18 protein-coding genes are annotated in these 16,192 nt (G+C 63.9%); 8 read left to right on the plus strand and 10 right to left on the minus strand.

Annotated elements, in window-relative coordinates; genetic code table 11:
• Positions 1 to 6: 6 nt before the first annotated feature.
• From P7C00_RS29640 to P7C00_RS29665, 6 genes are all read left to right on the plus strand, one after another.
• On the plus strand, positions 7 to 714 hold the full coding sequence (locus P7C00_RS29640) for a 3'-5' exonuclease (RefSeq protein WP_346633132.1): 708 nt from the start codon (positions 7 to 9) through the stop codon (positions 712 to 714).
• A gap of 176 nt (positions 715 to 890) precedes the next feature.
• On the plus strand, positions 891 to 1,409 hold the full coding sequence (locus P7C00_RS29645; protein WP_346633133.1) for an RNA polymerase sigma factor: 519 nt from the start codon (positions 891 to 893) through the stop codon (positions 1,407 to 1,409).
• Positions 1,406 to 2,383: a FecR family protein gene (locus tag P7C00_RS29650; RefSeq protein ID WP_346633134.1), complete on the plus strand. Its 978-nt coding sequence runs from the start codon at positions 1,406 to 1,408 to the stop codon at positions 2,381 to 2,383. The genes P7C00_RS29645 and P7C00_RS29650 overlap by 4 nt, the downstream gene beginning before the upstream one ends.
• A 179-nt stretch (positions 2,384 to 2,562) precedes the next feature.
• Positions 2,563 to 5,022 (plus strand): TonB-dependent siderophore receptor, encoded by a 2,460-nt coding sequence (locus tag P7C00_RS29655; RefSeq protein WP_346633135.1) that lies wholly within the window; start codon positions 2,563 to 2,565, stop codon positions 5,020 to 5,022.
• A 62-nt stretch (positions 5,023 to 5,084) separates the two neighbouring features.
• Positions 5,085 to 6,206: a PepSY-associated TM helix domain-containing protein gene (locus tag P7C00_RS29660; protein ID WP_346633136.1), complete on the plus strand. Its 1,122-nt coding sequence runs from the start codon at positions 5,085 to 5,087 to the stop codon at positions 6,204 to 6,206.
• Positions 6,203 to 6,391, plus strand: a complete 189-nt coding sequence (locus tag P7C00_RS29665) for a hypothetical protein (RefSeq protein WP_346633137.1) — start codon at positions 6,203 to 6,205, stop codon at positions 6,389 to 6,391. The genes P7C00_RS29660 and P7C00_RS29665 overlap by 4 nt, the downstream gene beginning before the upstream one ends.
• Here the strand turns inward: P7C00_RS29665 and P7C00_RS29670 are convergent.
• The gene (locus tag P7C00_RS29670) at positions 6,369 to 6,791 is read right to left on the minus strand and encodes a hypothetical protein (protein ID WP_346633138.1); all 423 of its coding nucleotides are present in this window, start codon (positions 6,789 to 6,791) and stop codon (positions 6,369 to 6,371) included. The two genes, P7C00_RS29665 and P7C00_RS29670, sit on opposite strands and share 23 nt — an antisense overlap.
• Before the next feature lie 110 nt (positions 6,792 to 6,901).
• Here P7C00_RS29670 and P7C00_RS29675 point away from each other — a divergent pair, with 110 nt between their 5' ends.
• Entirely contained in the window at positions 6,902 to 7,531 is a 630-nt protein-coding gene (locus P7C00_RS29675) for a glutathione S-transferase (protein WP_404937804.1), read from the plus strand.
• Here P7C00_RS29675 and P7C00_RS29680 read toward each other — a convergent pair.
• The 5 genes from P7C00_RS29680 to P7C00_RS29700 form a co-directional block, all read right to left on the minus strand.
• Positions 7,528 to 7,698 (minus strand): hypothetical protein, encoded by a 171-nt coding sequence (locus P7C00_RS29680; protein WP_404937805.1) that lies wholly within the window; start codon positions 7,696 to 7,698, stop codon positions 7,528 to 7,530. The two genes, P7C00_RS29675 and P7C00_RS29680, sit on opposite strands and share 4 nt — an antisense overlap.
• Positions 7,691 to 9,067: a cell envelope integrity protein CreD gene (gene creD / locus P7C00_RS29685; protein ID WP_346633141.1), complete on the minus strand. Its 1,377-nt coding sequence runs from the start codon at positions 9,065 to 9,067 to the stop codon at positions 7,691 to 7,693. Before creD ends, P7C00_RS29680 begins: the two co-directional genes overlap by 8 nt.
• A gap of 149 nt (positions 9,068 to 9,216) precedes the next feature.
• Positions 9,217 to 10,635: a two-component system sensor histidine kinase CreC gene (gene creC / locus P7C00_RS29690; RefSeq protein WP_404937806.1), complete on the minus strand. Its 1,419-nt coding sequence runs from the start codon at positions 10,633 to 10,635 to the stop codon at positions 9,217 to 9,219.
• Complete coding sequence (gene creB, locus P7C00_RS29695) at positions 10,635 to 11,315, minus strand: two-component system response regulator CreB (protein ID WP_404937807.1); 681 nt, start codon at positions 11,313 to 11,315, stop codon at positions 10,635 to 10,637. Before creB ends, creC begins: the two co-directional genes overlap by 1 nt.
• A 59-nt stretch (positions 11,316 to 11,374) precedes the next feature.
• Positions 11,375 to 11,875, minus strand: a complete 501-nt coding sequence (locus P7C00_RS29700; RefSeq protein WP_346633144.1) for an ATP-dependent zinc protease — start codon at positions 11,873 to 11,875, stop codon at positions 11,375 to 11,377.
• Positions 11,876 to 12,094: 219 nt separating this feature from the next.
• On the opposite strand from P7C00_RS29700, the gene P7C00_RS29705 reads away from it, so the two are divergent.
• Positions 12,095 to 12,982 (plus strand): acyltransferase, encoded by an 888-nt coding sequence (locus P7C00_RS29705; protein WP_346633145.1) that lies wholly within the window; start codon positions 12,095 to 12,097, stop codon positions 12,980 to 12,982.
• Here the strand turns inward: P7C00_RS29705 and P7C00_RS29710 are convergent, their stop codons facing one another.
• The 4 genes from P7C00_RS29710 to P7C00_RS29725 all read right to left on the minus strand — a co-directional run bounded on the left by P7C00_RS29710 (position 12,983) and on the right by P7C00_RS29725 (position 16,021).
• A complete protein-coding gene (locus tag P7C00_RS29710; protein ID WP_346633146.1) occupies positions 12,983 to 14,140 on the minus strand; it encodes a glutathionylspermidine synthase family protein in 1,158 nt (385 codons plus the stop codon).
• Entirely contained in the window at positions 14,137 to 14,880 is a 744-nt protein-coding gene (locus tag P7C00_RS29715; protein ID WP_404937808.1) for a DUF1190 domain-containing protein, read from the minus strand. Before P7C00_RS29715 ends, P7C00_RS29710 begins: the two co-directional genes overlap by 4 nt.
• 10 nt (positions 14,881 to 14,890) lie before the next feature.
• Positions 14,891 to 15,319, minus strand: a complete 429-nt coding sequence (locus P7C00_RS29720) for a DUF350 domain-containing protein (protein ID WP_346633148.1) — start codon at positions 15,317 to 15,319, stop codon at positions 14,891 to 14,893.
• A 138-nt stretch (positions 15,320 to 15,457) separates the two neighbouring features.
• Entirely contained in the window at positions 15,458 to 16,021 is a 564-nt protein-coding gene (locus P7C00_RS29725; protein WP_123726552.1) for a DUF2780 domain-containing protein, read from the minus strand.
• Between the last annotated feature and the right edge of the window lie 171 nt (positions 16,022 to 16,192).

The raw sequence follows: 16,192 nt of genomic DNA on the forward strand, positions 1-16,192 counted from the left end.
TCAGCTATGAGCCTGTTTGCCTGGTTCCGTCCCGCCGTCAGCGTCCTGACTGCCGAACAGCAACAACGCCGCGACCGCCTGCCCGCTTTCACCGAGCTGGGCGAGTGCAGCCTGCGGGAGCAACGCTGGGTGGTGGTGGACGTGGAAACCACCGGCCTCAACCTCAACCGCGATCAGGTGCTATCCATCGGCGCGGTGGTGATCGAGGACGGCGCCATCGACTTCAGCCAGCAGTTCGAGCGCACCCTACAGCGCGAAGGCCACAAGCTCAGCCCCAGCGTGCTGATCCATGGCCTGGGGCCCAGCGCCATCGCCGCCGGCTGCGATCCGGTGGAGGCCCTGCTGGACTTCATGGAGTTCGTCGGCGACAGCCCGCTTCTGGCGTTTCATGCCCCTTTCGACCAGCACATGCTCGGTCGGGCACTCAAGGACAGCCTGGGCTATCGCCTGCAGCATGGCTTCCTCGATGTGGCGGACATGGCCCCCATGCTCTGTCCCCAGGCCGCTGTCCGTGAGGCTGGTCTGGATGACTGGATCAACGGGTTCAAGCTGCAAGTGGCCGAGCGTCACCACGCAGCGGCCGATGCCCTGGCCACGGCAGAGTTGGCGCTGATCCTGTTCAGCCGCGCCCGCCAGCAGCAGATCCACAGCCCGCTGAACCTGCAACAACGTCTCGGCCAATGGAAACGCCGGCAGCAAGCGCCCTCGTTCTGATCCACCACGACAGTACAGATCACTGTGGCGAGGGCGCCCTCTGCAGACGCAAGTCTTCGGCACCGGCCCGCTTCAGCAACAAGGCAGCCGACCAGCGTCAATTGCGCCACTGTTTCGCCTCTGCCACAATCGCGAATAATTCTCGTTATTTTAAACTTCTCGATTGGTGAGCCCCGTTGTCGTCAGTCCAAAGCCCCCACAATGAGCTGGTTGGTGCGCTGTATCGCGACCATCGCAGTTGGCTATTGGCTTGGCTGCGGCGCAACGTTGCCTGCGCCCAACGGGCGGAGGACCTGAGCCAGGACACCTTCGTGCGCCTGCTGGGCCGCGACGAACTCAAGGCTCCACGGGAACCCAGGGCCTTCCTGGTGGCCATCGCCAAAGGCCTGCTGTACGACTACTTCCGCCGCGCCGCCCTGGAACAGGCCTACCTCAGCGAACTGATGCTGATTCCCGAGGGCGAGCAGCCTTCGCCGGAGCAACAGCAGATGATCCTCGAAGACCTCAAGGCCATCGACCGCCTGCTGGGCAAGCTGTCGAGCAAGGCTCGGGCGGCCTTCCTCTATAACCGCCTCGACGGCCTGAGCCATGCCCAGATCGCCGAGCGTCTTGGAGTCTCGGTGCCACGGGTACGTCAGTACTTGGCCCAGGGCATCCGCCAGTGCTACATCGCCCTGTACGGGGAGCCGGTATGACCCCTATCAGCTCCAAGCCGGTGTCCGCCCAGGTGCTGGATGCCGCCATTGCCTGGCAACTATCCCTGGACGGCGGCGGCAGTGCGCTGGAGCGCGAAGAGTTCGCCAAATGGCATGCTGCCCATGAAGAACACGCACGCGCCTGGCGCCAGTTGGGCATGCTCGACCAGCGTTTCAGCGTAGCGGTCGGCCCGGCCCGCAATGCCTTGGTGCAATCTCGCGAAAGCCTGCGCCGGCGCGTGCGCAAGCTTGGACGCGGGGTCGCCAGCGTGGTGCTGGTGGCAGGGCTGGCGCTGTTTGCCTCCGAGCGCTACCTGCCTGTGGACTACTGGTTGGCCGATCAGCGCACCGCCACCGGCGAGCAACGTACCCTGCGCCTCACGGACGGCACGGTGATCAACCTCAATACCCACAGTGCGCTGGATGTGCGCTTCGATGAGCAGCAGCGGCGGATCGTTCTCCAGGAAGGCGAAATTCTCATCGAGACCGGGCACAACGACAGCCGCCCCTTCATCGTCGAAACCCGCGACGGCCGGATGCGTGCCTTGGGTACGCGCTTCCTGGTCAAGCGTGAAGACCAGGGCACCCGCCTCGGTGTACTGCAATCGGCGGTGGCGGCACGAGCGCAAGCCGGCCAGGACGAACAGGTGTTCAAGGAAGGCCAGCAAGTGCTGATGCGCCGGGACGGTCTCGAGCCGCTGCAGGCGCTGAACCTGGGGGCCGACGCCTGGACCCGGGGCATGCTGGTGGTGGACAACGCCCGGCTCGGTGACCTGATTGATGAGCTGGGCCGTTATCGCCGTGGTCACCTGGGAGTGGCCCCGGAAGTGGCCGACCTGCGCATCACCGGCAGCTTCCCCTTGCAGGACACCGACCTGGCGCTCAATGCCCTGCTGCCGACCCTACCCGTGAAGATCGAGCGGCACACTGCCTGGTGGGTGACGGTGGTGGCCAAGGCCGACGCCAAGCCCTGAGGTTGGTGTCGCAGCCTTCGCCAGCAAGCTGGCTCCTACATCGATCCCGTAGGAGCAGGCTTGCCAGCGAACCACCTCGACCGATCTAAATCTAAATTATTTTCAATTCGCCCTATCACTTTTCGAATCTCGTCCGGCACCTAGGCAATTGCGAAACATTTCCATTCAGGAGCCGCCGTATGCCCCGCCCGCTAGACACCCTGTTGCGCCCCAGTCTCTTGGCCGTTGCCATCGCCCTCAGCGCCCCCCTGGCCAGCCCGGCGCTGATGGCTGCCGAACAATCTTCCAGCGTGCGCGCCTACAACCTGCCGGCCGCGCCCCTGGCCAGCACCCTGAACCAGATCGCCAGCCAGGCCGGCCTGGCCCTGAGCCTGAATCCGTCCCTGGCGGCGGGCAAGACCTCGGCCCCGGTCAAGGGCCAGTTCGATGCCCCGGGCGCCTTGCGTGAAGCCCTGCGCGGCACCGGCCTGCAGCTTGAACACAGCGATGCCGGCAGCTACAGCCTGGTGACCATCCCCGACGGCGTGGTGGCCTTGCCGGAAACCAATATCACTGGCCAGGGCAGTTATGAAACGGCCTGGGGGCCGGTTGAGGGTTACATGGCCAAACGCACGGCCGTCGGCACCAAGACCGATACCGAACTGCGCGAAGTGCCCCGCTCCATCTCAGTGGCTACCCGTGAGCAGATGAGCGACCGCGCGGTGCAGAACCTCGACGATGCCGTGCGCTACATGCCCGGCGTCACCGCCAGCAGCTACGGCAGCGACAGCCGTGCCGAATGGCTGAAAGTGCGGGGCTTCGAACCTACCCAGTTCCTCGATGGCCTGCCCCTGCCCAAAGGCACCTACACCATGCCCAAGCTGGAAACCTGGGACCTGGAGCGCGTGGCTCTGCTTCGTGGCCCGGCGTCTTCGGTCTACGGCCAGACACCGCCCGGGGGACTGCTGGACATGGTCAGCCGCCGTCCGGAGGACAGCAGCAGCCACGAAGTGCAACTGCAGATCGGCAGCTACCAGCGCAAGCAGATCAGCTTCGACAGCACCGGCCCCATCGATGACCAGGGACGCTTCCTGTATCGCGTCAGCGGCGTGGTCCGCGACAGCAACACCGCCATCGAACACAACCAGGACAAGCGCTACAACCTGGCCCCCAGCCTGACCTGGAACATCGACGAAGACACCAGGCTGACCTTCCTCAGCCAGTTCAACCGCGACGATACCGGCATCACCAGCCAGTTCCTGCCGTTGCAGGGCACCAAGCTGGCGAGCCCGGCAGGCGAGATCAAGTACCACAAGAACCTTGGCGACCCGAGCTGGGAATACTACGACAAGACTTACTACGCACTGGGTTACGCGTTCGAGCATCGCCTGGATGACGTCTGGCAGTTCCGCCAGAACCTGCGCTACACCAAGAGCGACCTGTCGTTCCAGGGCATCACCGCCGGTGGCAGCTTCTGGCCCAACAAGCCCGACCAGGCAGTGAGTGCCGACGGCACCGTGCGCCGTGGCGCCAACATCGTCAACGAGGACATCAGCCAGTTCGCCGTGGACAACAACTTCCAGGCCGACTTCAACACTGGTGAGCTCAAGCACACCCTGTTGCTGGGCCTGGATCACCAGCGCGTCAACACCAACTACAAGTGGCTGTACGGTGAAGCGCCCACCAGCAACATCATCAACCCGATCTACGGCCAGGACTTCAGCAAAGTCGCCTACTTTGCCTACAACGATTACAACCAGAAGCGCCAGGGCACCGGGCTCTATGTCCAGGACCAGATGGCCCTGGACAACTGGCGCCTGACCCTGGGCGGACGCCAGGACTGGCTGCACACCGACTCCAGGTTCTACAACATCACCAACAAGCCCCACGACGAGCGAGACGATCACGCCTTCACCGGCAACGCAGCCCTCAGCTACGTCTTCGACTCCGGCTTCACCCCCTACATCTCCTACGCCGAATCCTTCCAGGCCGAGCCCGGCGGCAACGCCAAAGGCCAGGCCTTCGAACCCAGCACTGGCAAGCAGTACGAGCTGGGCCTCAAGTACCAGCCTCCGGGCAGCGAGATGCTGTTCACTGCCGCGGTATACGACCTGACCCGGCAGAACATCGTCCTCACCGACAGCCTGGGCGTCAGCCGCCCACTGGGTGAGGCCAAGGTCCGCGGCTTCGAGCTGGAAGCGGTGGGCAACGTCAATGAGAACCTCAAGCTGACGGCCGCCTATACCTACGCCAACAGCAAGATGACCAAGGTCGGCGACCCTCAGGACAAGAACCGTCCGCTGCCATTGACCCCGGAAAACCAGGCCTCGATCTGGGCCGACTACACCTGGCACAACGGGCTGCTGGACGGTTTCGGCGTAGGCTTCGGAGCCCGCTACATCGGCGAGACCAACAACGTTCCGGCAGGCAACCTGGCCTATGTAGCCCGCAAATCCGACGGCGATACCGCGGCTTATACCGTCTATGACGCTGCGGTGCATTACGACCTCGGCCGCCTGGACAACTCGCTCAAGGGCGCCAGCGTAGCCCTCAACGCCAACAACGTATTCGACAAGGAATACATGTCGACCTGCGACGGTACCTATTGCTACTACGGCGACCGCCGCAACGTCATGGCCAGCGTGAATTACAAATTCTAAGAAGGGAAATCCCTCACCCAAGGGCCGCCTGAACCGCGGCCCTTTTGCCTGTTGGAGCCTTGATGAAAAGCAAGACAATCCGCCGCTGGTCCTTTATCCACACCTGGACCAGCCTGATCTGCACGGTGTTCCTGCTGATGCTGGCGCTTACCGGCCTGCCGCTGATCTTTCACCACGAGATCGACCACCTGCTGGGGGACTCCCCCGAGCTGCGGCAAATGCCCGCCGACACCCCGCACCTGGACCTGCAACAGCTGGTCAAGGCCGCCGAAGCCCACCGCCCCGGCGAAGTCATGCAGTACTTCGGCTGGGACGAAGACGAGCCCAACGGCGTGATGGCGATCATGGCCAAGACCGCCGGCACCGAGCCCAATTCCTCCCACACCTTCATGCTCGACGCCCGCACCGGCGAAGCCGTGGCCATGCCTTCGGCCAATGGCGGGTTGATGATGGTCATGCTGCGCCTGCATGTGGACATGTTCGCCGGGCTGCCGGGCAAGCTGCTGCTGGCCTTCATGGGCCTGCTGTTTGTGCTGGCGATCATCTCCGGCACGGTGCTCTACCTGCCGTTCATGCGTCGCTTGAAATTCGCCAGCGTGCGCCAGGACAAATCCACCCGCCTGCGCTGGCTCGACCTGCACAACCTGATTGGCGTGGTGACCTTGACCTGGGCATTGGTGGTGGGGGTGACCGGGGTCATCAGCGCCTGCGCCGACCTGATCATCGCCGCCTGGCGCAACGACAGCCTCAGCGCCATGGTCGCACCCTACCGCGACGCCCCGCCGCTGGCCGCACTGGCACCGGCCAGCCGCCTGCTGGATATCGCCCGGGACGCGGCTCCGGGCATGCAGCCGGACTTCATCGCCTTCCCCGGTACGCGCTTCTCCAGCGAGCACCACTACGCGGTGTTCCTCAAGGGCAGCAGCCACCTGACTTCGCACCTGCTGACCCCGGTGCTGATCGACGCCGGCACCCTGCAGGTCACTGCCGTGGGCACGCGCCCCTGGTACATGGATGCCATGGGCATGTCCCAGCCGCTGCACTTCGGTGACTACGGCGGCATGCCGATGAAGGTGCTGTGGGCGACCCTGGATGGACTGACCATCATTGTCCTGGGCAGTGGCCTGTACCTGTGGACAGTCCGCCGGCGTGCTGCGAAGTCGGTTGCGCAGGTGCGCCCATGAAGCCTCGGCCATCGAACTTCTGGAAAGTCTTCAGGGTGCCGCTGGCCCTGGCCCTGCTCAGCGCCGGTGGCCTGTTCGCCGCGCTGCTGGGGGATGGGTTCTGGGACAGCCTGAGTTGGCTCGGCCTCGGCCTGCCGGCGCTGATCGCCCTTCGGGGCTTGTTCAGGCGCGGGCGAGCGGCTTGACGGCAGCCGAGGGAAAACCGCGCCACAGATACACCGACAGCCCCAGGCTGATCAGCAGCACCGGAATGAACACGCGGTTTTCCAGCAGCGCCTCAGCCGCGACCAGTACGCAAAACAGCGCCAGCCCCAGCAGTGGCACATAGCTCGCCGCCAGGCTCCAACGCCAGGGCCGGGTCACCGGCTCGGGGCCACGCAGGCCCAGCAGCCCGCACACCAGAGCCGGCAGGGCCAACGCCGGCAGCGCCCAGTACCAGGCCATATAGGCAAACGCCATGATCAGCTCGGGCTCACCCTCGCCATGGCGACGAAACTCGTATTGCAGGGCCAGGTACACCGCCAGCCCACCCAACAGAGTCAGGGCCAGACTGTACAGCCCGTGCAAAAGATAGGACCTGCGCATTCATCACTCCTTGTCTGTCCCTTATGCCGCCCCTGTGGCCAGTGCCACAGGCTGCGCTAAGATCCTCGGGCCGCGAGCCTGTGCTCCGCTCCCAACCGCGAGGAATATTCATGTCTACCCCAAGCATGACGCTGTTCCACAACCGGGCATCACCTTACGTACGCAAAATCATGGTGCTGCTGCACGAAACCGGGCAGCTCAACCGTGTGGCCCTGCAAGCCTGCCAACTGACCCCGGTAAACCCGGACAGCGCGCTGAACCAGGACAACCCCCTGGGCAAGATTCCTGCCCTGCGCCTGGCCAACGGCCAAGTGCTCTACGACAGTCGGGTGATCCTCGAGTACCTGGACCAGCAACATGTCGGCAACCCACTGATTCCCCGAGAGGGTTCGGCCCGCTGGCGGCGCCTGACCCTGGCGGCCCTGGCCGACGGGATCATGGAGGCCGCCGTGCTGGTGCGTTACGAGCTGACCCTGCGGCCACCGGAACACCACTGGGCGCCGTGGCTCGAAGGCCAGCGTGACAAGATCCGGCGAGCCCTGGCAGTGCTTGAGGCCGAGGCGCTGGCCGAGCTGACCAGCCACTTCGACGTGGCCGCCATCAGCGTCGCCTGTGCCTTGGCTTACCTGGACTTCCGCCATCCGGACCTGGAGTGGCGCCAGCAACAGCCCGGCCTCGCTGCCTGGTACTTCGAGGTCAGTCAGCGGCCTTCGATGCTCGAGACCCGACCGCCGCTCTAATCGGTCAGGCGATCGGGCCTTTTCGCCGGCAAGCCGACTCCTACAGCACGGGGCGTGGCTTGCTGGCGCACCAGCCACCACGCCTCCAGCGGAAACAACTCGCCAATGCGCAGCGTCAGGCTTTCCCGCAGACGCTGATCCTCGCGCAACCCCAACGACCTACTCACGCACCACCTCCAGATCGAACTGCAAGGGTGCCGGCTCCTTGCGCAAGCCAATGCCATACCAGTCCAGCTTGCGAGTCAGCACCATGAACACGCCCAGCAGACCAAACAGCAGCAGCGAACCCATCAGCAGCGCGTAGTCCTCGGCGCTGAGCAGGCCGTAGAGCAAGCCATACAAAGCCGCCAGCCCCGCCGCAAAGGCCGCACCATTGCGCCAGCTGTGCAGCACATGGCTGACATAGAAACCGATCAGGCCGACACAGGCCGCCGCCGACAGGCCATACGCCAGCTCGAAGCCCAAGTGCTCGGACAGCGACAGCAGCAACAGGTAGAAGAACGCCAGGGCCACGCCCACCAGGCCGTATTGGATCGGATGGACCGACAGGCTCTTGAGCACCTCGAAGAGGAAGAACCCGGCAAAGGTCAGGCCGATGAACAGCAACGCATATTTGATCGCCCGATCGCTTTTCAGGTACTGGTCCACCGGGTCGATGAAGCTCACGCCAAAACTGCGGCCATTAAAGTCGCGACACTCACTGGTGATCACGCAACGATCCAGGGCCTGCTGCAGGTTGGTGGAGAAGAACGAGGTCTGCCAGAGCGCCGAAAAGCCCTGCTCGGTGACCTCCCGCTGCACCGGCAGGTAGTTGCCGACAAAGCTTGGGTGAGGCCAGTTGGCCGTCAGCAGCACCTTGCTGGTCTTGCCCACCGGCAGCACCTGCAACTGCCCGGTGCCCTGCAGGCGCAGGTCGAAGGCGAAGTCCAGGCGGGTGCCTTTCTTCAGGTCCAGGGGCGGCAGCATCACGTGCACGCCTTCATCCAGCCAACTGACGAAGGTGCCCGGGGCGAAGTCCAGGGTTTGGCCATTGAGCTGCAGTTGCAGGGCGTTTTCGATACCGCGGATATCACTGATACCCACCGCCAGGAATGGCTGGTCGAACTGGTAGTCGGCGAAGTTTTCCTTGATGCCGTACTGCTCGGGAACCACAAAGTGGCCACTGATGTGGTTGTCGGCATGGAACAGCCGCGCCTCATAGATGCCCCGGGCCCGCAGCTCGGTCTGGGCCTTGCCGTCCAGCTCGAAATGCTCCGGCAGGAAGAACAGCCGCCCTTGCTCCTCGCTGGTTTCCTGGTAGCGTTTCTTGGTTTTTTCGTCGGTTTTCCAGGTGCGCACGGTCTGGCGGTAATCCACCACCATCACCGGGCCGCTGATCTGCTGCTGGGTGCTGGAGCTGCGGGCGATATCGTCGAGCACGCCGTCGCGCAGGGACTGCCGCTCGCCGATCAGGCCACTGATCATCAAGAGCGGGATCAGCAACAGCAGGATCAGCAGGCCGATGGCCCCGAGTTTAAAGGTCAAGTTACGGTTCATGAGGCTCTCCCGGTTCGAATGGGGGAGAGTCTGGGACGCGGCCATGGGGGTTTTATGGGGACAATGTGGAGACTCTGTGGAGAATCCCCAGGGCCTGTGTGGCGAGGGCGCTTGCTCCCTCGTCACATCCCCCCTTCAAGTCCGCTTGATCAGGGCAGGCGCACGCTCACCTGTACCCCGCCTGGGACGTTGGCAATGTGCATCTGGCCGCCATGCAGTTGCACCACTTCCTCGACGAAGTTCAGCCCCAGGCCCGTACTCTTGCGCCCGCTGTCCGGGCGCGGCAGGGAATAGAAACGCTCGCACAGGCGCGGCAGGGCGTAGTCCGGAATCGGCTCGCCCTGGTTGAACAGGACCAGTTCCACGCCCTGCTCCACACGTTGCGCGCTGCAACGCAGCAGGCCGCCCACGGGACTGAAGTCCAGGGCGTTGGTCAGCAGATTGCCCAGGGCCTGGCGTAGCAGGAACGGCTCGCCGGACCAGGCCAGGTCCGCCGGCACCGTCAATTCCACCTGCAGCTGTTTGCCTTCGATACGCCCGTGCTGGCTGTCGAGCAGTTCCTTGCACAAGGGCGCCAGGGGCACGCTGATCCGCTCTTCCAGGCCCTGGCGCTGTTCCACTTGCGCCAGGTTCAACAGGCGCTCGATCAGCTGCTGCATGCGTGCGCTTTCGCTGTCGATATTGCCGACGAAGCGCTGGCGCTGCTCCAGGGGCATCTCGCTTTGCAGCAGCTCCGCCGCGCCGCGAATCGCCGCCAGGGGGCTCTTGAGCTCGTGGGTCAGGGTGTGCACGTAGCGCTCCACATAGGCCTTGCCTTCGAGCTGGGTGCGCATGTGTTCCACCGCCGTCGCCAGTTGCTCCAGCTCGCCGCCGCGATAGTGCGGCAGCTCGGCGCGACGGCCTTCGCTGACCGCCAGGGCGTAAGCGGTCATGCGTCGCAGCGCTGCGCTCAGCCACCAGGACAGCAAGGCACCAAACAGCAGGCCCATGGCGATCAGCCCGGCGCCGTACCACAGCAGGCGGCGTTCGGTGCGGTCGACATAGGGCTGCAGGGAACTGTTGGGCTTGGCCACGGTGACCACGCCGATGATCTGGCCGTTGTCACGGATCGGCGCGCCCACGTGCATCACCGAGGAGTTGGGATCGTCGGCCAGCGAGCGCGACGAACGGGCGCCGTACTGGCCACGCAGGGTCAGGTACACGTCATTCCAGCGCGAATAATCCTGGCCCACCGCCAGGCCGCTGGAGTCCAGGACCACGATGCCCTTGGCGTCGGTGACGTAGATACGGTGGTTGACCTGATTCTTCGGCAGGCCCCAGATGGTCGCTGCCGGTTGCCGCTCGCCGTAAGCGCGCAGCAGCTGCGGCCAGCGGTTTTCGCTGAGGGTGCCGGCCTTGAAATCGTCCCGCAGGATCTCCGCCAGCAGGTTGGCGGTGTCCACCAGGGTTTCCTCGGTGGACTGGCGCACGCCGGGGCGGATCTCCTTCATCACCGTGCTCAGCACGAAATAGCCAGTCAGGCTGATGAACAGCAGATAGACCAGGAAGATGCGGATGCCCAGAGTCATCAGGCGTGACTCGGGCTGTAGCTGTAGCCCAGGCCGCGATGGGTCTGGATCGGCTCGGCCTGGGCCGCCACCAGGCGCAACTTGGCCCGCAGGCTTTTGATGTGGCTGTCGATATTGCGCTCGTAGCCCACATCCGCCACCACCCCCAGGGCGTCCAGCAGTTGCTCGCGGCTGAAGACTCGCTCGGGCTGCTCCAGCAGACATTGCAACAGACGGAATTCATGCCGGGTCAGGCTCAGGGGCTGGGCCCGATAACTGATCTGCACCCGTTCCGCGTCGATAGCAAACAAGGCCATCGCCGGTTCGGGGACGGCTCGCGGGGTCATGCGCTTGAGGATCGCCTTGACCCGCGCCGCCACTTCCCGCGGGCTGAAAGGCTTGACCACATAGTCGTCGGCACCGATCTCCAGCCCCACCACTCGGTCGATCTCACCGTCCCGGGCGCTGAGGAACATCACCGGCACCTCGCTGAAGCGGCGCAGCTCCTTGCAGGTTTCAAAGCCGCTGATATCCGGCAGACCGATATCGAGGATGATCAGGTCCGCCGGGGTGGCCCGCTGATAGTCCAGGGCCCCGCGGCCCAGGCTCAGCCAAGTGGTGGTGAAACCTTCGCCTTGCAGGGCAAAGATCAGGGTGTCGGCAATCGCCGCTTCGTCTTCGACAATCAGGATATGGGGCATGGCATCCAAGCACGCAAATTCAGTGGGCGAACGGTGCCGGATGCCCAGTAAGCCGTCAATCAGCAGTCGGGCTTGTCTGCGGTATAACGCCGCGCCGGGTTCACCGCCGCGCCGAATTCACGCAGAGCCTTGGCGCCGATCAGCAGCGGGTAGTTGAAGCTGCTGCGGTCGGTGAGGTTGACCTCCACCGTGCGCTTGACGTTGCCCAGGCACATTTCCAGTTCCACCACCGGGCGCTTGGCCGACTGCGGTTCTTCAACCTCATCGCCCTCGTCGGAACGGCTCTTGATCTTGCTGATCCGCGCCACCTTGTGTTCATAGACCTTGCTCCCGGCATCCTTGGTGGCCAGGCGGAAACGCACCCAGTCCTCGCCGTCGCGGGTAAAGGTCTGGATATCCTTGGCCGACAGCGAAGCGGTCAGGGCTCCGGTGTCCATCTTGGCCTGCAGGGTTTCGCCGATTTCCGGCAGGCGGATGTATTCGTAACGGCCATACAGCGTCGGCTCGGCGGCCATCACCGGCAGCGCCAACAGAGAAACAAGAGCAAGGACAGATTTCACGACAGTGGATTCCTTGTGAGAGGGGCAGCGGGATTTTAGACCGCTGCCAACGAATTGGTTCTACCCCTGCCCTGCAGGAGCCGGCTTGCCGGCGAAGAGGCCCAGCCTGCCCAACACCCTACCCGTCCCCAAGTGAAACATTCGTCAGCACACTAGCATTTGGCCTGTCCGGCGAAGCTGCTTATCATGGCGCGCCCAAAAGATTGTAAAGAGTGCCTTATGCGCCGCCTGCTCACCGGCTGTTTCGTCACCCTGCTCCTGCTGCTCAACACCCTGGTGCTGTTCGGCCCGCTGATGGTGTTTGCCCTGCTCAAGCTGGTCCTCCCGGGGCGCCTGCGGGACTACGCTTCCGCGGCGGTGATGTGGATCGCCGAAACCTGGGCCGAAATCGACAAGCTGATCTTTGCCCTGTGCATCCCTACCCGCTGGGACATCCGCGGCGGCGAAGGCCTGCGTGAAGACACCTCCTACCTGGTGGTGAGCAACCACCAATCCTGGGTCGACATCCCGGCGCTGATCCAGACCCTCAACCGGCGCACGCCGTTCTTCAAGTTCTTCCTCAAGAAGGAACTGATCTGGGTGCCCTTCCTCGGTCTGGCCTGGTGGGCCCTGGACTACCCCTTCATGAAGCGCTACAGCAAGGCGTTCCTGGCCAAGCACCCGGAACTGCAAGGCAAGGACCTGGAAATCACCAAGGCTGCCTGCGAGCTGTTCAAGCGCCAGCCAGTGACCGTGGTCAACTACCTGGAGGGCACCCGTTTCACCCCGGCCAAGCGCCAGCAGCAGAACTCCCCCTTCCAGCACCTGCTCAAGCCCAAGGCTGGCGGCGTGGCCTTCGTTCTCGCAGCTCTGGGTGAACAACTGGACGCGGTGCTGGATGTGACTGTGGTCTATCCACAAGCACGCACCCCCGGTTTTTGGGACCTGATCTGCGGCAGCGTGCCCAAGGTGATCATCGACATCCGTACCCGCGAGCTGGACCCGTCGCTGTGGCACGGCGATTACGAAAACGACCCGGCGTTCCGCCAGCAAGTGCAGGACTGGGTCAACCGGCTATGGACCGACAAGGACCAGCGCATCAGCGAACTGCTGAGCGAAAACCGCTGATCAATCGATGATCACGTGGGGCAGGAAGCGGCTGCTGTCCTTGGTGATCGGCGAGTTGTCCTCACGAATGCCAATCCCCGCCGGCTGATCGCCGATCACCCAACTGCCGATCACTGTGTGATTACCGGCAAAGGTCGGCAGCGGCTGAAACTGCTGGCGGATACAGGGGCCACCACCGTAGGGCCCGGCTTCGATCAAACGCTCGCCACCCGCGGTGCAGATTTCCACATTGGCCCCTTCACGGGAAAAGAACGGCTTGCGCACCCAGCCCGCATTCAGGCTGGCGCAGGGGGCGTCGTCGATGAACGACGGCAGCAGGTTCGGGTGCCCCGCGTGCCGCTCCCAGAGCAGGGCCATGGCGCCCTTGTTGGACAGGATCGCCTTCCACGGCGGCTCGACAAACTGCGTGCCGCTGCCGGCAATCGCCGGGCCAAAGGCTTCGTTGAACAAATGCTCCCAGGGATAGAGCTTGAACAGGCTTTCAATGGGCGTGCCCAGCAGGTCGACAAAACGCCCGCCGGCATTCAGGCCAATCGCCTCGATATCGATCAGCCGCGTACCCAGGCCGGCCTGACGGGCGATGTCCCGCAGGTATTCGACGGTGCCGCGATCCTCAAGCGAGTCCCTGACCGAGGCGAAGTGCATCGGCGACTTGAAGCCACCCTGGACGAAGGCCTGGAGCAGCTTGTCTTCGATGCTGTTGAACTGATCGCAGCCCGCCGGCAGTTGTCCGCGCTGCATCTGCTGTTCGAGCCAGACGTACTGGAAGAAGCTCGCCTCATACAGCGAGGTCGGCGTGTCGTAGTTGGTTTCCAGGAGCTTGGCCGGACCTGCGCCGTCGTAGCACAGGTCCATGCGCCCATAGAGATGGGGCTCGCCCTGCTTCCAGGACTGGCGGATCAACTCATGGAAGGCCTCGGGGATGGCCAGGCGCTCCAGCAACTCTTCGCTGTCCACCACCTCGGCCACCAGGGCCATGCACAGCTCGTGCAGTTCCTGGGTCGGGTCTTCCAGGTCGTCCTCGATCTGTCGCAGGTTGAAGCGGTAATAGGCCGACTCGTCCCAGTAAGGCTCGCCGTCGAAGGTGTGGAAAGCGAAGCCCAGTTGTTCCGCCGTGGCCTGCCAGTCCGCCCGCGGGGTGCTGGGGATGCGTTTCAAGAACCGAAGCTCCAACTGCTGTGGCTGGAGGAACCGAAGCCGCTGCGGCTGACCACTTCATGGGCACCGGCCAGGGAGTTGCCGGCGCTGGTGAAGTGTTCTGGGCTGGAAATACCGAAGCGTCCACCGTTGGCGCCGGAGAAGGTCTTGCCGGCCTCCACCTGCTGGCTGAGGGTGCTCAGTCGCGTACCGCCGCGACCGTCGCGCTCCTGATACAGGGGCTCGCTGAAATAGCGCGGCTCCGGGGTCGAGTCCAGGCCGATCCAGCGCCAGAAGCTGGAACCGGTGCTGGAGGAGTTGCTGCTACGGCCACCACCACCACCACCACCACCACCACCACCACTGCTGCTGCTACCTGAACTGCTGCTGGAGCTGCTCTGTTGCTGTTCTTCCTCGGGCTCGACCGGCACCGTGCGCTGAGTGGTCAGGGCAAAGCCGCTGGAAAGCGGCACGTAGGCGCGGTTGTCCCGGGAGACCATGCACTTGCCCGTGAAGAACTCCTCCTCACAGCGTTGCAGATCCAGGTAACGCGGGGCCACGCTCTCTCCACGCTCGCTGGCATCAGCCCGAGCCGCCTGGCAGATCGCCAACGGGATCTGTGCTCGCTCGCATTCACTCAGACTGGTGAAGTTCTGGGTTTGGCGCACTTCCCGGGTCGCCTGGGGCTGACCGTCACAGGCGGCCAGGGCGAACGGCACGCTGCCCAGCAGCACCAGGCGCACACTTTTACTGCGCTTCATGCCGACGCCCTCAGACCGATGGGGTCATGCAGGCCGCATTCAGCAGGCCGACACCGACAGAGACCGAAGCCACCAGGATCGCTGCGGCGTTTTCCTGGTTGGCGATGCGCTGGGACAGCCCCTTGAGGATCAGGCTGACCACAAAGAACGCCAGCAACTGCACCACCGAGGCGACGCCGGCCCAGAGCAGGAAATCGATGATCGAAATGGAATGGGAAATTGCGCTGGCCACCGGAATCGCAAAGCCCAGCAAGGCACCGGACAGGGCGATCGACGCGGCACTGTTGCCCTGGCGGATCAGGGCGAATTCGTTATAAGGCGTCAGGCGCGTGTAGATGAACGCGTAGAGGGCAAAGACCAGGGCAGCGCCCAGCATGTAGAGCATGAAACCGAGCACCGCATCGGCGGGCAGAGACATCTTCAGTGCATCCATGAACATCGCGTTCAAGCTTCCTTGGAAAACGGGGCGCGAGATATAGCACAGGCCCGATTCGACGAAAACTCCAGGAAAGGTAAAGACGAGTGCATCAACAATCAGGAAAAGCCCCAACGCGCCCGGCGCCGGGGCTGCAGGGCGTTACTTGGCCACGCCCCAGATGCCGCTCAGGCTTTGCAGCAGAGAACCGCCGACGCCCTGCTGGCCCAGGTACTGCAGGATCAACGGGGCAAACTGGCCGATCATGCCGCTGTCCATGCCCAGGGCACCAAAGGCGTTGTTCAAGTCATTGGTGTCCTTGACGTTGCCCAGGGCGCTGTCCAGGCCGGCGGTTTTACCGGAAGACTGACCGAGCAGGCCGCCCAAGGCGCCCAAACTGCCCAGGGCGTTGCTGCCCGAGAGCTGGTCCAGGCCCGGTACGCTTTTGCTCAGTTGTGAATAGTCCGAACTGCTCAGTTGATTCTTCGCCAGGCCGAGCATGGCGCCGGTGCCGCCGACGGCTTGCTCAGGGGTGACATTGAGTTGCGACAGGGTGCCCAGCAGACCGGCGGTCTGGGAGGTCGGTGCGGCAGCAGCGGCCTTGTCGCCGCCCTGCATGCCGGCAATGGCATTGGCCGCATCGTTCAGGCTGAAACCGCCGGCCAAAGCCGAACCGGCTGCCAGGGTCATCAGGGTAGCCAGGGCGAAACCGCGTGGAATATTCATCGAAACAACCTCATGGGGCGAGAAACCACCCGGATTCGGGCAGCGGGAAAACAGTGTTTTGACTGAGGCCGACGGCGAATGTTCCGACACCCACCCTGCCGTCCGGCGGCTGCATCCAGGCCCGCTGCTGCTACGTATATCGTTCACAAGCGCCTATCCCAGCCCCGGCAC

Source organism: Pseudomonas sp. JDS08PS003 (assembly GCF_045013505.1).
Lineage (GTDB): Bacteria > Pseudomonadota > Gammaproteobacteria > Pseudomonadales > Pseudomonadaceae > Aquipseudomonas > Aquipseudomonas protegens_B.

Coding starts and splice junctions, on each gene's coding strand:
- P7C00_RS29640 (WP_346633132.1), top strand. CDS start 7: ATGAGCCTGTTTGCCTGGTTCCGTCCCGCCGTCAGCGTCCTGACTGCC.
- P7C00_RS29650 (WP_346633134.1), top strand. CDS start 1,406: ATGACCCCTATCAGCTCCAAGCCGGTGTCCGCCCAGGTGCTGGATGCC.
- P7C00_RS29655 (WP_346633135.1), top strand. CDS start 2,563: ATGCCCCGCCCGCTAGACACCCTGTTGCGCCCCAGTCTCTTGGCCGTT.
- P7C00_RS29660 (WP_346633136.1), top strand. CDS start 5,085: ATGAAAAGCAAGACAATCCGCCGCTGGTCCTTTATCCACACCTGGACC.
- P7C00_RS29665 (WP_346633137.1), top strand. CDS start 6,203: ATGAAGCCTCGGCCATCGAACTTCTGGAAAGTCTTCAGGGTGCCGCTG.
- P7C00_RS29670 (WP_346633138.1), bottom strand. CDS start 6,791: ATGCGCAGGTCCTATCTTTTGCACGGGCTGTACAGTCTGGCCCTGACT.
- P7C00_RS29675 (WP_404937804.1), top strand. CDS start 6,902: ATGTCTACCCCAAGCATGACGCTGTTCCACAACCGGGCATCACCTTAC.
- creD (WP_346633141.1), bottom strand. CDS start 9,067: ATGAACCGTAACTTGACCTTTAAACTCGGGGCCATCGGCCTGCTGATC.
- creC (WP_404937806.1), bottom strand. CDS start 10,635: ATGACTCTGGGCATCCGCATCTTCCTGGTCTATCTGCTGTTCATCAGC.
- creB (WP_404937807.1), bottom strand. CDS start 11,315: ATGCCCCATATCCTGATTGTCGAAGACGAAGCGGCGATTGCCGACACC.
- P7C00_RS29705 (WP_346633145.1), top strand. CDS start 12,095: ATGCGCCGCCTGCTCACCGGCTGTTTCGTCACCCTGCTCCTGCTGCTC.
- P7C00_RS29715 (WP_404937808.1), bottom strand. CDS start 14,880: ATGAAGCGCAGTAAAAGTGTGCGCCTGGTGCTGCTGGGCAGCGTGCCG.
- P7C00_RS29720 (WP_346633148.1), bottom strand. CDS start 15,319: ATGTTCATGGATGCACTGAAGATGTCTCTGCCCGCCGATGCGGTGCTC.
- P7C00_RS29725 (WP_123726552.1), bottom strand. CDS start 16,021: ATGAATATTCCACGCGGTTTCGCCCTGGCTACCCTGATGACCCTGGCA.